This window comes from Streptomyces sp. NPDC025784 (assembly GCF_055558435.1).
In genome coordinates this window covers 22,153-35,503 of record NZ_JBVHMN010000027.1, presented here as the reverse complement: position 1 = coordinate 35,503, position 13,351 = coordinate 22,153, and the positions used below count along the sequence as shown (strand labels likewise).

The 13,351-nt window shown below is 71.8% G+C and carries 11 protein-coding genes; 6 read left to right on the top strand and 5 right to left on the bottom strand.

What is annotated here, in order from left to right:
• Nucleotides 1–87: 87 nt before the first annotated feature.
• Both ACZ4IF_RS40350 and ACZ4IF_RS40345 read right to left on the bottom strand, forming a co-directional pair.
• Nucleotides 88–681, bottom strand: a complete 594-nt coding sequence (locus tag ACZ4IF_RS40350) for a hypothetical protein (RefSeq protein ID WP_467572887.1) — start codon at nucleotides 679–681, stop codon at nucleotides 88–90.
• 206 nt (nucleotides 682–887) lie between these two features.
• Nucleotides 888–1,844 (bottom strand): SDR family NAD(P)-dependent oxidoreductase, encoded by a 957-nt coding sequence (locus tag ACZ4IF_RS40345; protein ID WP_467572884.1) that lies wholly within the window; start codon nucleotides 1,842–1,844, stop codon nucleotides 888–890.
• A gap of 162 nt (nucleotides 1,845–2,006) precedes the next feature.
• Here ACZ4IF_RS40345 and ACZ4IF_RS40340 point away from each other — a divergent pair, with 162 nt between their 5' ends.
• Complete coding sequence (locus tag ACZ4IF_RS40340) at nucleotides 2,007–2,591, top strand: TetR/AcrR family transcriptional regulator (protein ID WP_467572881.1); 585 nt, start codon at nucleotides 2,007–2,009, stop codon at nucleotides 2,589–2,591.
• Between the two features lie 184 nt (nucleotides 2,592–2,775).
• Nucleotides 2,776–3,384, top strand: coding sequence for an NAD(P)H:quinone oxidoreductase (wrbA, locus tag ACZ4IF_RS40335; RefSeq protein WP_467572878.1), 609 nt, complete (start codon nucleotides 2,776–2,778; stop codon nucleotides 3,382–3,384).
• A gap of 46 nt (nucleotides 3,385–3,430) precedes the next feature.
• On the opposite strand, the gene ACZ4IF_RS40330 is transcribed toward wrbA, so the two are convergent.
• Entirely contained in the window at nucleotides 3,431–4,720 is a 1,290-nt protein-coding gene (locus ACZ4IF_RS40330) for a PAS domain S-box protein (protein WP_467572875.1), read from the bottom strand.
• A gap of 361 nt (nucleotides 4,721–5,081) precedes the next feature.
• On the opposite strand from ACZ4IF_RS40330, the gene ACZ4IF_RS40325 reads away from it, so the two are divergent.
• Genes ACZ4IF_RS40325 through ACZ4IF_RS40315 form a run of 3 tightly spaced genes read left to right on the top strand, consistent with a single transcriptional unit; the run spans nucleotide 5,082 to nucleotide 9,810 of the window.
• On the top strand, nucleotides 5,082–6,455 hold the full coding sequence (locus ACZ4IF_RS40325; RefSeq protein WP_467572872.1) for an ATP-grasp domain-containing protein: 1,374 nt from the start codon (nucleotides 5,082–5,084) through the stop codon (nucleotides 6,453–6,455).
• Nucleotides 6,452–8,464, top strand: a complete 2,013-nt coding sequence (locus tag ACZ4IF_RS40320) for a PEP/pyruvate-binding domain-containing protein (RefSeq protein ID WP_467572870.1) — start codon at nucleotides 6,452–6,454, stop codon at nucleotides 8,462–8,464. The genes ACZ4IF_RS40325 and ACZ4IF_RS40320 overlap by 4 nt, the downstream gene beginning before the upstream one ends.
• An 8-nt stretch (nucleotides 8,465–8,472) precedes the next feature.
• Nucleotides 8,473–9,810, top strand: coding sequence for an MFS transporter (locus ACZ4IF_RS40315; RefSeq protein ID WP_467572868.1), 1,338 nt, complete (start codon nucleotides 8,473–8,475; stop codon nucleotides 9,808–9,810).
• Nucleotides 9,811–9,886: 76 nt separating this feature from the next.
• On the opposite strand, the gene ACZ4IF_RS40310 is transcribed toward ACZ4IF_RS40315, so the two are convergent.
• Complete coding sequence (locus ACZ4IF_RS40310; protein ID WP_467572866.1) at nucleotides 9,887–10,477, bottom strand: DUF4383 domain-containing protein; 591 nt, start codon at nucleotides 10,475–10,477, stop codon at nucleotides 9,887–9,889.
• Nucleotides 10,478–10,559: 82 nt separating this feature from the next.
• Complete coding sequence (locus tag ACZ4IF_RS40305; protein ID WP_467572864.1) at nucleotides 10,560–11,057, bottom strand: MarR family winged helix-turn-helix transcriptional regulator; 498 nt, start codon at nucleotides 11,055–11,057, stop codon at nucleotides 10,560–10,562.
• A 73-nt stretch (nucleotides 11,058–11,130) separates the two neighbouring features.
• Here ACZ4IF_RS40305 and ACZ4IF_RS40300 point away from each other — a divergent pair, with 73 nt between their 5' ends.
• Nucleotides 11,131–13,263 (top strand): MMPL family transporter, encoded by a 2,133-nt coding sequence (locus ACZ4IF_RS40300; RefSeq protein WP_467572860.1) that lies wholly within the window; start codon nucleotides 11,131–11,133, stop codon nucleotides 13,261–13,263.
• Nucleotides 13,264–13,351 lie beyond the last annotated feature (88 nt).

The window sequence follows — 13,351 nt, the reverse complement described above, 5'->3', positions numbered from 1 at the left end:
GGCCCGGGTCGGACCCGGTGCCGGCGGGCCTCGGCTGTTCTGTGTGCCGTGGTGCAGGCGCCGACCCGGCCGAGATCGGCCCGCCTGTCACTTCCGGGGCTCGGGCACCGCCCACCGGACCGGATCGCGGCCTTCGGGACCGTAGATGATCAGGTCGGGCCGGGTTCCCTTCTGCACGCTGAACGTGATCTTCCCTCGCAGACACGTACCGGGTCTCACGAGGTCGCCGTCGACCGGGTACTCCGGCTCGGGCACTCCCGCTCCGCTGATCAAGGGCGCCGCGACGCGGGTGCCGTCGGGGAAACCGAGCTGCCACGGCTGCTGGGCGACCAGGACGTTCGTGCTGTCCTCGTCGGCGCAGACCTTCACGTCGAGCACCGCCCACACGGGGTGCGGAAAGTGGGAGACCTCGTCGCCCAGGTGAACGCCCTCGGCGGGCTGGGTGTAGCCGACGACGGTGGTGGTGCCGCTGATGCGGCTGCCGTCGAGGTCGGTGTCGGACCAGTGGTGGCCCGACCCGAGTTTCAGGGCGGAGCCCTTGGCGGTGGCGGACGCCGCGGGCGGGCCACCGGCCTTGGCGGCCGTCGTCGGCTGCTGTTCGTCGTCGCTTGCGGTGCCGGTGCAGGCGGTGGTCGTCGCTGCGATGAGCAGGGTGGCGCAGGCGGCTCTGCGGATGTTCACGATCCCCCTAGGACATGTGTACTGAGAGGCATCATGCGACGACCGGATCTTGAAGAGGGCCAGTGTGCCCCTTTTGTGATGTGCCAGAGGCGGAGAATTCCGCGCCCGGGGTACGCACGGGTCCGGGTGGAGCATCGCGAGCCGGGGCGCCGTGGTCCGCATCCGCTGACGGGACGACGACCCCTCACGGGTCGGGTCGGGCGGCGTCAGCGAGTCGTCGCGGTGGCGAGCATCGCGACGGAGGTCTGCCACAGCCGGGCCGCACTCCGGGGATCCAGGGCATGTGCGGCTACCCCGCGGCGCACTCCCGGCCGATGCGGTCCGGCCTCGTTGCAGTCCTCGAAGTAGCGGCCGGTCACCCGCTCGGTCAGCAGTGAGGCGGCGAGCAGCACCGAGGTCGCGGCGCCCTGCTCGATGTTCTTCCAGGAGACGTCGGTACTGGTGGCCTCGAACGAGCTCGGACTGTTGGAGATGTCCCCGATGTGGCGGCCGAGCCGGGTGGTGGTGATGCGGCCGGGGTTGAGGGCGTTGACGGTGATCAGGTCGGACGCCCAGCGACGGCTCGCCTCGACGGCGAACAGGACGTTGGCGGTCTTGGACTGGCTGTAGGCCGCCCACGGATCGTAGGGGTGCCGCTCGAAGTTGATGTCGTCGAAGAGCACGTCGCCGTTGACGTGACCGACCGAGCTGACGACGACCACGCGCGCCCCGCGGGCTGCCGACAGGGCGCCGTGCAGGCCGGTGGCGAGGGCGAAGTGGCCGAGGTGATTGGTGGCGAACTGGAGTTCCCAGCCTTCCTTCGTCCGCTGGAGCGGAGGGGCCATCACCCCGGCGTTGAGGACCAGGATGTGCAGGGGCCCGCGCCAGGCTTGCGCGAAGGCGCGCACCGAGGCCGGGTCGGCGAGGTCGAGCGTCGCGGCGTGCACCGCCCCCGAGCCGTCGGCCGGAGCGATCTCCTCCGCTGCCCGCGCGCCCGCGACCGGGTCGCGGACGCCGATGGTGACCTCGGCGCCGGCGGCGGCCAGGGCGCGCGCGGTTTCGCGTCCGATGCCGGAGGCTCCCCCGGTGACGACGGCACGCAGGCCGGTGAGATCGACGCCGGCGAGCACCTCGGCGGCGGTCGTCTCCGCTCCGAACGGGGTGGTGACGAGCTGGTCGGTCATGACTTTCTCCATGAGAGCGAGGGAAGCGGCCGGCTCGTGCGCGGCCGGTGGCACGGAGGCGCGAGGCCGCCGTACCCTGATATCCGGAACTGGTTCCGGTTCGCTATCGAGGCTAAGCGGAACCGGTTCCGGTTGCAAGCGAGGTCGAGAAGGGAGTCGGAATTGACCGGCAACGAGGGGGACGCGGGACGGCCGGGCAGGCCCCTGCGCGCCGACGCGCGACGCAACGAGGACCTGCTGCTGGAGGCGGCCGCGGCCGCCTTCGCGCGCGAGGGGGCGGGCGCCTCGGTCAAGGACATCGCCCGCCGGGCCGGAGTCGGCGTCGGCACGCTCTACCGCCGTTTCCCCTCCAAGGAACTGCTGATCGAGGCCGTCTACCGGCACGAGGTGCAGCGCCTGTGCGAGGCGGCACCGGAACTGGCGTCCACCCGGCCGCCGTCCGACGCGCTGCGGACCTGGATGGAGCGCTTCGTCGACTTCATGTCCGCCAAGCAGGGCATGGCCGACGCACTACGCGTCGTGCTGACCGACGACAACGAGAAGCTGCAGACCCGTGCCCTTCTCGTCGAGGCCGTCGACCATCTGCTCGCCACGGCCAGGGAACAGTCGGTGGTGCGGCCGGAGGCCGACGCACGGGACGTCCTCATGGCCCTCGGCGGGATCACTCTCATCGCCGCCGGCGAGGAGCAGCGCGACCTGGCGACCCGGCTCATCGGGCTGCTCCTGCACGGGATCGTGACGAGCTGACCCGACGGGGCGGCCATCGGGCGGGCCACGGGCCCGGGGCCGCCTTCGGCACCGGGGCCTCACATTCCGAGGGGCTGTGTCGTCGGTCTGCTGGAGGTCGCCCTCGGGGCGGACCTCGCCCGGGCACCCACGTGCGGATCCCGCCCGAGGCCACCGACGGAAACAGCGAAGGAAGAACCCGTCCATGGAACCCGTGAACGTCGCAGTCATCTACTACAGCTCGACCGGCAGCGTGCACGCACTGGCGCAGGCCGCGACCGAGGGCGCCGCGAAGGCCGGCGCCCGGGTGCGGCTGCGCAAGGTCGCCGAGACGGCCCCGCCGGAGGCGATCGCCGCCAACCCGGCCTGGGGCCGGCACGCGCAGGACACGGCGGACGTCGCCGAGGCCGCGCACGACGACTTGATCTGGGCCGACGCCGTCCTGTTCGGCACTCCGGCCCGCTTCGGCAACCCCTCGAGTCAGCTCAGGGCGTTCATCGACACCACCGGCCCGTTGTGGTTCACGGGCAAGCTCACCGACAAGGTGTACTCGGCCTTCACCGCCAGCAACACGGCCCACGGCGGACAGGAGTCGACCCTTCTGGCGCTTGCGAACACCTTCTACCACTGGGGCGGCATCATCGTGCCTCCCGGCTACACCGATCCCATTCAGTTCCGGTCGGGCAACCCGTACGGCACCTCCCATGTGGCGGCCGACGGCCTGCCCGGCGACGTGGCCCTGCAAGCGGCCCGTCACCAGGCCCGCCGCGCCGTCGACACGGCGGCGCTTCTCAAGGCCGGCCGGGCCGCCTAGGGAGCGCGCTCCCGGCCACCCCGGGACGATTTCACAGGGGCACCCCTCAGGCCGGGCTGAGGGGATGGGGCGCCGTGGCGGAGCGGGGCGGCCAGGCCTGCGGGGAGAGGATGCCGAGGACGTAGGCGCGGGCGACCAGCGCCGGACGGGTCGCGGCGCCCAGCAACTCGCGCAGCCTGCTGAGGTGGTAGTCCACGGTCTGCCGTGACAGGTGGAGCGCCCCCGCGATGTCGGCGTTGCTCCGGCCGGCGGCCAGCAGAGCGAGTATCCGCACCTGGGCGGCCGTGAGCGACGCGTGTTCCTCGTACCGCAGTCCGAGATGCGTGACGACGGCCCACACGCCGGGCGCGCGTTCGGCGGCGCGGCGGACCGTGGTGAGATGCACGCGGGCTCTGCGCAGGAATCCGTCCCCGTCGACGAGGACGGCGCAGACGCGCGCGCTGCGCCGTCGGCCGTCGACCAGGTCACCCCAGACGCGGTGCACTGCGACCCGCTCCGGGGTGTCCGCCAGCAGACGGTCTGCGGACCGACCGATCAGTTCGGAGAGGCGAACGTCCAGTAACTCGGCCATGGCGGCGCTTGCTTCTCCCACCCGCCCGTCGGCGGACATCCGGACGCACGCCAGTCCGCTGTGGTCCCGCAGTGCCCGCAGGTCCTCCTCCGCCCGTCGTCGCTGTTCCAGGGTCTGGGTGTAGTCGGTGATGTCGACGTAGATCCCCGCCACACAGCGGCGTTCGCCCCAGCGGACGGGGAAGCGGTAGCCCGCGGCCTGCCCGGAGGAGCCGTCGGGCCGCCGATAGGTCAGGGTGTGCCGTACGGGCTTGCCGCCCGTCAGGACGTCCTGGTCGAGGCCGAAGAAGCGGGCGGCGTCGTCGGGTTGGTCGACGTCGGCGAGGTGACGGCCGATCATGGCGTCGCGCGTGGTGCCGTACAGGTGGGCGTAGGCGTGATTGACCCACAGGTAACGGCCCGTGGCGTCGCGGACGAACGCCGCGGCGGGCGTGAGGTCGGCGAACGAGGCGTACGGGTCCGGCTCGTCGGACCGGCCGCCCACTTCGACGGCCACTCCCCTGCTGACGCGCCGACGCGCGCCGCCCTGACAGTCGGGCCAGTTCACGTCGAAGGTCCGGCCTTCGAAGCATGCCTGGTACGGGCCGTCGCCCGATGGCCTGTCCTGGTCGCCGAGTTCCGCCGAGAGGGCCTCCAGGAAGCGGTGCGCGGTGCGCTCGTCGTCGAACGCGCCGCCACCGCTGTCGACCACTCTCAGTCCACCGTCGGCCTCCCACCAGGACACCGGCAGGGGCGCGAGAAGCGACTTGAAATCGGCCTCGTCCACGGCCCAACTCCTTCAACGTTCGATCACATTACTTTGAGTGACACCACATGCGTATCCCGTGTGCATGCCAAGCATGCCGGGCAGGCGCGGACGGCTCGGCGGCGCACCCCTCCACCCGGAACGGGCACTAACGCATCACGGAACCTTCACGCGCCGCCAACCGCCGTCACGAGTACGGCATTTGCCTGAGGGGTTCGCGCTCTCCGCGGCCCAGGAGGCGCACACGGGCTGCTTCGCTTGAAGGAGCGCACACGGACCGCGGGACAGCGGTCGTCGTAGCGGCGCGGGTGCACCCACGGCCGCCGTGCCGGCGGACGGCGCGCCCCGCGCCGTTCCCCGGAAGCAGAGGAGTTGGGTATTCGTGAGCAAGGTGCTGTACGTGCACGCCAAGGGCGGCCCTCCGGTGGGTTACGCCCTGACGCGGGTGGCCGCGCGGTCCACGGTGCACCTGCTGGCACTCAGCGAACTGCCCGTCACCGTCGCGGCTGACGCCGGGCGGATGTGCGCCTCGGCCGTCACCCGTGCGGACGCGGACCGGGGCGACCTGGTGGACCTCATCGCGGACCGTGCCCGCGAGATGAACGCGGACGCCGTCGTCACCTTCTCCGAGTACGCGGTGGTCGCGGTCGCCGAGGCGGCTCGGCGCCTCGGCCTGAAGGGCGCCGGCGCCGCCGCGGAACTCGCCCGGGACAAGCGCCTGATGCGTGCCGCCTGGGAGCGCCACCGCGTGCCGCAGCCCCGGTTCCGCGCCGTTCGCACCGCCGCCGAACTCGACGCTGCCGCCCACGAGCTCTCGTATCCGCTGCTCCTCAAGGCGGCCTGGAGCGCCGGCTCGACGGCGCACCAGATCATCACGACGCCCGCCGGTGTCCGGGAGGCGTGGCAGCGGTCGCGCGCGGTCATGGCCCAGTCGGCGACGCTCGGGTTCGCGGAGCTTCATGTGGCCGGTGCCGACGAGGACTTCATCGTCGAGGAGATCGTCACCGGGTGTGCCGAGGAGTGGTTCGACGGCGCCGGATGGGGCGACTACGTCAGCGTAGAGGGCGTCGTCGTCGACGGTGCCTTCCGGCCGGTCTGTCTGAGCGGCCGGATGCCGACGGTCGCGCCGTTCACCGAGCGCGCCGGCATCACCCCGGCCGCTCTCGGTGCCGAGGCCCAGGAGCGTGTCGTCGACCTCGCCCGCAGCGCCGTCGAGGCCCTGGGGCTGGAGAACTGCGGCACCCACACCGAGATCAAGCTGGGGGCGGACGGCCGCATGTGGGTCATCGAGACGGCCGCGCGCTTCGGCGGAGCGATGACCGTGCCGCAGATCGAGGAGGTCTTCGGGCTGGACCTGGTCGGCATGTTCACCGACCAACTGCTCGACAGGGCACCCGCCTGGCCCGCGCGGGCGCTGTCGCCCGCCGACGCCGAGGGTGCCGCCGGATCGCTGGTGGTGCTCGCGGTCGACGGCGACGGCGAACCCTGGGGGCGCCGGCACGTGTGGGACGCGGCCGCGGTCGTCCGTTCCGCGCCGCTCGGCGTCGGCAGCACGCTGTCCGTCGTCGCCGAGAGCTCCCTGCCGGACGGCACCACCGTGCCGGTCTACGACCCCGCCGCCGGGGCCAACACCATGGCCGGACTGTGCCTGTTGTCGGCCGAGGTCCCGCAGGCGGTCGTCCGGGACTTCACCGCCCTCGTGGACGCACTGCCGCACATCCTGCCCGCCGACGCCACCGAGGGGGTCACGGCATGACCCTCGCACTGGACGACGCGGAGGTGCCCGGGGCGTCGGGGGACCGCACGGTCGTCGGCGCCAACCTGTCGCTGCCGCTGTTCCGGGCCCTGTCCGGGACGCTGGCCGGACACCCGTACCTGAAGGTCGTGGTGGACCGTACCGAGCACACCTGGCATCTGCTCGACACCCGGATGCACCCCTTCCACGTCAACTACATCGCGACCCGGATCCTCGGTCTGACGCTCGACGAACTCGACGCGGACCTCGACGCGTTCAACACCTCCGTCTACATGGACCCGGAGCGCCGCTTCCTCCTCGGCGTGCTGTCGCTGCACACCGACGAACGGGCCGAGGACCCCGAACGCCCCTTTCTGGTCCTGGAGACCACCGAGGCGGACACCATGCACGGTGCGCTGCTGGAGGAGTTCTACCGCTATGTGCGCGGCCGGGTCGACGGACGGCTGCCGCTGCTGCTCAAGCCCGCCAACCACGGCCAGGAGCACGAACTGGCGTCGGTGAGCGAGGCCGTCGTGCCGCGCGTCCTCAGCCACGAACTGTTCGGCCATCGCACGCGCACCTGCCTCAACCCGGGCGAGGCCGAGGGCCGCCTGCGCTACTTCCGCACCACGAAGGAGTACGAGGCCGCCGCCGCGGAGCTCGGCTGGTCCGACATCGTCGCCATGGCGTGCCTGCCCGACGACGTGCCCCGCGTCGCCGGGTTCATCAACACAGCTCCCATCACCCCGTTGTCGCACACCAATGTCCTGGCCTCCGGCTGGCGCATCCCGAACGCCATCGTCCGCGACCTCGACACCCTCGTGGGGCAGGACGGCCTGGACGACGCGTGGGTGCGCTACCGCGTCGCCGAGGACACGATCACCCTGGAGCGGCTGGCCGGCGCACCGGCCCTGCACAAGCCCGCCTGGCACCAGCAGCGCATCCGCGTGGAGACTCCCCTGCTGGCGGAGGCCCCGGTGCTGGCGCTGCACCGGCTGCGCCGGGCCGACCGGGACAGCTACGGCACCAAGGCCGCCAACCTGGGGGAACTGCACCACGTTCTGGACAGCCGTACCGCCGACCTGACCACCTTCTACGCGCGCCCGCGTCCGCCGCGTGCCGACCTGCTGACGCATCTGGCCACCCGTCTCGGCGAGCCGTGGGCGAGTCCGGAACGCCTGCGCGCCGCGGCGGTGGAACGGGTGGCGGACACGGTCCGGGCACCGGAGGGCGTCGCTCTGCCGTTCCGCCTGCACCACCTGTTCCTCACCTCGTCGCCCGCCCTGCAACAGGGCATCGGCAAGCTGAAGATGGCCCTGGAGCTCGAGGCGTTCGACGTCCTCGACCCGCTGTGCCTGCACCTCCAGCATCTGGTGCGCGGTACTCCGATGCCCGACGAGGTGGCACGGGCGGTCACCGGCGCCGTGCCGGGCCTGCCGGCCGCCGGCCGCCGGCTCGTGGTCCGTTCGTCCTCCAACGCGGAGGACCTGCCGGGATTCTCCGCCGCCGGCATCTACGACTCGGTGACCACCGTGCGCGGCACGGAGCAGCTCATGGACGCCGTCCGCCAGGTGTGGGCCTCCCTGCTGTCGCCCCGCAGTGTGCGTCTGCGTCACCAGGTGGGCATCTCGCTGGACGACACCTACATGGGCGTGATCGTCCAGGAGTACCTGCCGGCCGACCTCGGTGGCGTCCTGGTGACCTGCAACCCGACGCGTCGCGAGGACTTCCGCAACGTCTACCTCAACTGCACGCCCGGATCGCCGGAACGGGTGGTCGACGGCACGGTCCTGCCGCAGCAGTACCTCTACAACACCGTCGAGGGCGGCGGACGCACGGTCGACATCGGTTCCGCGAGCGTGGACCTTCCGCCGACCACCCGGGCAGCACTGGCCGAACTCGCCCTGGCAGGAAGGCTGTTGCAGTCCCACTTCAGTCAGGAGGACCCGGACGACGCGCTGGACGTCGAGTGGCTGATGACCGCCGACGGGACGTTCCGGCTGGTCCAGATCCGCCCCTACTCCCGGTGAGGCGCCGCATGCCGAAACCGTGGGCACGTCCCCGGGGGCCGGCCCTGCCCGTCGCCGCCCGCCGCATCATCCGCCTGAACAACGGGTTCCAGCTGCTGTTCAACCTGCTGTGGTGGATGCCCGTGTTCTACGCCTACCAGCGGGACGCCGGCCTCTCCGAGGACCAGATCTTCGGCATCCAGAGCATCTACTACGTCGCGTTCTGCCTCTTCGAGATCCCGACCGGTGCCGTGGCCGACCGCATCGGCGCCCGTAATTGTCTGCGCGCGGGCGCGGTGGTGATGACGGCGGCGAACCTGACACCGGTGCTGGCCCCGTCGTACACCGGGTTCCTCGTGCACTTCCTCGCCATCGCGGCGGGACGCTCGCTCACCTCGGGCGCGGCGAGCGCCTACCTGTACGACGGGCTGCGCGCCGAGGGGGCGGACGCCCATTACCTCAGGGCGGAGGGCACGGCTCGTGCGCTCGGACTCGCCGCCAAGGTGCTGTGCTGGCCGCTCGTCGGGCCGCTGATGCTGCTGCTTCCGCAGGCGCCGTACGTGCTCAGCGCGGCGAGCGCCGCCGGGTCTCTCGGCTGCGCCCTGGCCCTGCCGCGTCTCGCCCCGCACGGCGAGGACTCCGTACCGGTTCCGCGCAAGCGGCGACGCGGCGGCTTCCTGCACGACACGCGTGCCGCCCTGGGCGTGCTGCGGGCCTCGCCCTTGCTGGTCCTGCTGATGGTGCAGGGCGTGGCGGTCTTCACCCTGTCGCGCATCTGCCAGGTCAATCTGTTCCAGCCGGTGCTGCTCGACCACGGCATCGGGGAGAGCACGCACGGCAGTGTGCTCGCGGCTATGACGGTCGCCGAGGCGGTCGCCTCGGCCCGCCCGCAGTGGCTGAGCCGCAGACTGTCAGCGGTGTCGTGGGTGTCGATGCTGAGCGTGGTGCTCGCCGCGTGCCTCGCGGGCCTGATCATGGGCGGTCCCTTGACCGTGGTCGCCCTGCTGTGCGCGTTCGCCGCCGTCACCGGGTTCGTCTATCCGGTGCAGCGCAAGCTCATCAACGACGCCATCCCGGCGGGTGCGCCGCGCGCCACGCTGTTGTCGGTGGAGAGCATCGTGGACCGCGGGGTGTGCGCGCTCGCCGCGGTCGCGGCGGGCGCGTACCTGGCGGCGGGCCGTCTGGACGCACTGTTGTGGCACAGCGCCGTCGTCACGTGCGTGCTGATGCCGGTGCTCCACCTGGCGCTGGGCCGTCTGCGTCGCACGTCCCCGCGTGCCGGGGACGACAGGGACGGCGCGGCCCCTCGGCCCCCGGACGAGCCGGTTCCGTTGCCCGTCGACGAGGGCGCGGCGCCCCGCGCGTGAGACGGTGGCCACCGGTGCCCGATCCCGGTGGCCACCCGCGGGCTCAGCGTGTGTGATCGTCCGTGCGGGATGCGTGTCACTCCGGCGTCCGGCGCCGGCCCGTTCCGCCTACTGCCGTCGCGCCGGTCAGCGCCCTCACCCCGCGCTCCGCGGCCGGGAGGGCGGCCGTCGCTTGCCCATGGGCCGTCCGCCGTTCCCGCTCGGCCTGTCGGGGGTGCCTGCTCTGCCAGTAGGGGTTGTCGTGCGAAAGCTTGCTGGAGACTCGGCCGTACATGCCGAACGTCGCGATGACCAGGCCCATCACGAAGCTGAAGATCACGTTGGTCATACCGAAGCCGAGGATGTTGGCGGGCTTGTCCAGCACGAAGATGTGGGCGAAGCCGCTCAGGACGAACAGCGCGCCCACCACCATGTTGAGGGTGGAGGCGAAGTTGCCGCCGATCACGGCTCCCGCGAGCAGCGCCACACCCACCACCGTGGAGACGACGCTCAGCGCGACGTTGGTGGTCATGCCCGCGATCGTGTGACCCGCCGTGGCGAAGGGGCTCAGGGCGTCGGCGAAACCGAGGCCCGCGAAGGTGAGCAGGACCAGTCCGCAGAAGCCGGCGCCGTATCGGTAGACGGTCGCCAGGTGGTGGTCGACAGGGAGCTCATCTTGTAGCTTCATGCCCACGATTCGCCCGGTATCGACGAAATGGATGCGATTTCTCACCAGGAGCGGACGACCGCCGTGCGCGCGGCTCGATGAGCTAGCCGGAACCCTGCCGCAGCAGGACGAGCTCTCGGTTCATCTCGGCGAGGAACCGGACGACCACCGCGAGCTCCTCCGGAGTGAAGCGGTCGCGCGCCGCTCCCGTACTGCGGGCCAGCGGCTGGAAGTAGTCCCTGGCGATCTCCCTGGCCGCCTCCGCGTAGTGCAGGTGGACCACGCGACGGTCGTCGACCGCGCGGACCCGGCGGATGTGGCCCGCCTTCTCCAACCGGTCGATGCAGGCGGTCACCGCTCCGGAGGTCAGGTTGAGCCGCTCGCGCAGCCTGCCGGGCGTGACGGGCCCCTCGTCGGCGTCGGCGTCCAGGATCGCGATCAGGGCCTGCACGTCGGTGAGATGCAGCCCCTGCGCCTGAGCGAACTCCTGGGCGATGCGGTTGAACTCGCCGTTCATCCGGCGCAGAAGGACGGCGAAGGACTGCAACCCTGTCGGGTCGTCTCCGGGAAGAGAGGGCGATGGCACGCCGGAACCGCTCATGCCCTCAGTATAGGATCACTCAATCATTGAGATACTTGATGAGTGACTTACTCCCCTGAGGCTTGAGATGCTGATGAGAACCGCACCGCGTTCGGCCCGCTGGCTCGTACCCCTCGCTCTGCTGTTCGTCTGGCTGGCCGTCGGCGGCACGCTCGGCCCCTACGCGGGCAAGCTCGGCGAGGTCGCGACCAACGACCAGGCGGCGTTCCTGCCGCAGAGCGCCGAGTCCACCAAGGTCCTCAAGGCCCGTGAGGCCTTCGACCAGTCCGAGACACTGCCCGCCGTCGTGGTCTGGACGGCCGACGGGAACCGCACGACCGAGGCCCAGCAGGCAGCCGCCACCGAGGCCGTCGCCACGCTCGCCTCGGACCCCGGTGTCGTCGGCCGGCCGTCGCCCGCCCTGGTCTCCGACGACGGCAAGGCCCTTCAGGCGGTCGTCCAGCTCGAGCCCGACCTGGGCGACGGACTGCCCGCGGTGCTCGACAAGGTGCGGGCGGCGGCCGAGAGCGTGCCGGGCACCGAGGCACGGATCGCGGGCCCCGCGGCGAGCCAGGCCGATCTGTCGGACGCGTTCGCCGGCATCGACGGGCTGTTGCTGGGCGTGGCCCTCGGCGCCGTGCTGCTGATCCTGCTGCTCGTCTACCGCAGTGTCCTGCTGCCGTTCGTGATCATCCTCGGGTCCGTGTTCGCCCTGGGACTCGCGTGCGCGGTCGTCTACGCGCTGGCGGACCGGGACGTGGTCCGGGTGGACGGCCAGGTGCAGGGCATCCTCTCCATCCTGGTCATCGGCGCCGCCACCGACTACGCGCTGCTGCTGGCGGCCCGCTTCCGCGAGGAACTCGCCGTACGGGGCGACCGGGTCGCGGCCGCGACGGCAGCGGTGCGCCGGTCGTTCGGGGCGATCACCGCCAGTGCCGCCACCGTTGCGCTCGGCCTGCTGGCCCTGCTGGCCAGCGACCTCACGAACAACCGCGCCCTCGGGCCGGTCGGCGCCATCGGCATCGTGTGCGCCGTGCTCTGCACCCTCACCTTCCTGCCTGCCGTACTGGCCCTTCTGGGCCGGACCGCGTACTGGCCCTCCAAGCCCAAGGCGTCGGACGCCTCCGTCGAAGGGCACGGGGTGTGGCGCCGTGTCGCCGCGCGGGTGAACGCAAGGCCCCGTCGGACCTGGGTGGTCACCGCGCTCGTCCTCGCCGTCTTCGCGGCCTTCTCCCCCACCCTGACCGCCAAGGGCGTGCCGCTCGACGAGATCTTCGTGAACGACGCGCCCTCGGTCGCCGCCCAGCAGACGCTCGGCGAGCACTTCCCCGGCGGTTCCGGCAACCCGGCCGTCATCATCGCCGACGCCGACCGTGCCGACGAGGTGACGGCCGCCGCCAAGAACACCGAAGGCGTGGCGTCGGCCGGGGCGGTCTCCGCGTCGGGCCGGCCCGGCGCCGGTGACCCCAAGGTCGTCGACGGGCGCGTACGCATCGACGCCACCCTGAAGGCGGCGGCGGACGGCGACGCCGCCAAGCAGACCGTCGAGCGCCTGCGTGCGAAGGTGCACGCGGTGTCCGGGGCCGACGCCCTGGTCGGCGGTTACACCGCCCAGCAGTTGGACACCCAGCAGACCGCGGCCCGCGACCGTGCGGTGATCGTGCCCGTGGTCCTCGGCATCATCCTGCTGATCCTCGTCCTGCTGCTGCGCTCGCTGCTCGTACCCGTCCTGCTGGTCGCCACCGTCGCGCTCAACTTCCTTGCCACGCTGGGAGTGTCGGCGCTCGTCTTCGAGCATCTCCTCGGGTTCAGCGGCACGGACGCGTCGGTACCGCTGTACGGGTTCGTGTTCCTGGTCGCCCTCGGCGTCGACTACAACATCTTCCTGATGTCGCGGGTACGGGAGGAGGCGCTCGTGCACGGCACCCGGCAGGGCGTGCTGCGCGGGTTGACCACCACCGGAGGCGTGATCACCTCGGCCGGTGTGGTGCTCGCCGCCACGTTCGCGGCGCTGATGGTCATCCCGCTGGCCTTCCTCGTGCAGATCGCGTTCATCGTGGCCTTCGGAGTCCTGCTCGACACGCTCGTGGTGCGCTCGCTCCTGGTCCCCGCGCTGATGATCGACATCGGACCCCGGGCGTGGTGGCCCAGCGCCCTGGCCCGCCACGACGCCGGACCCGTGACCGGGGCGAAGCAGCCGGAGAAGTCCGCTTCCCCCGCCGCCTGAACGGGCGGTCCCCGGCGGGCCGTGCATCCGCCGTCGGCGCCGCGGATGAAGTGGTCCGGCGAGTACGGGTGCCGCCGGTTCGGACAGG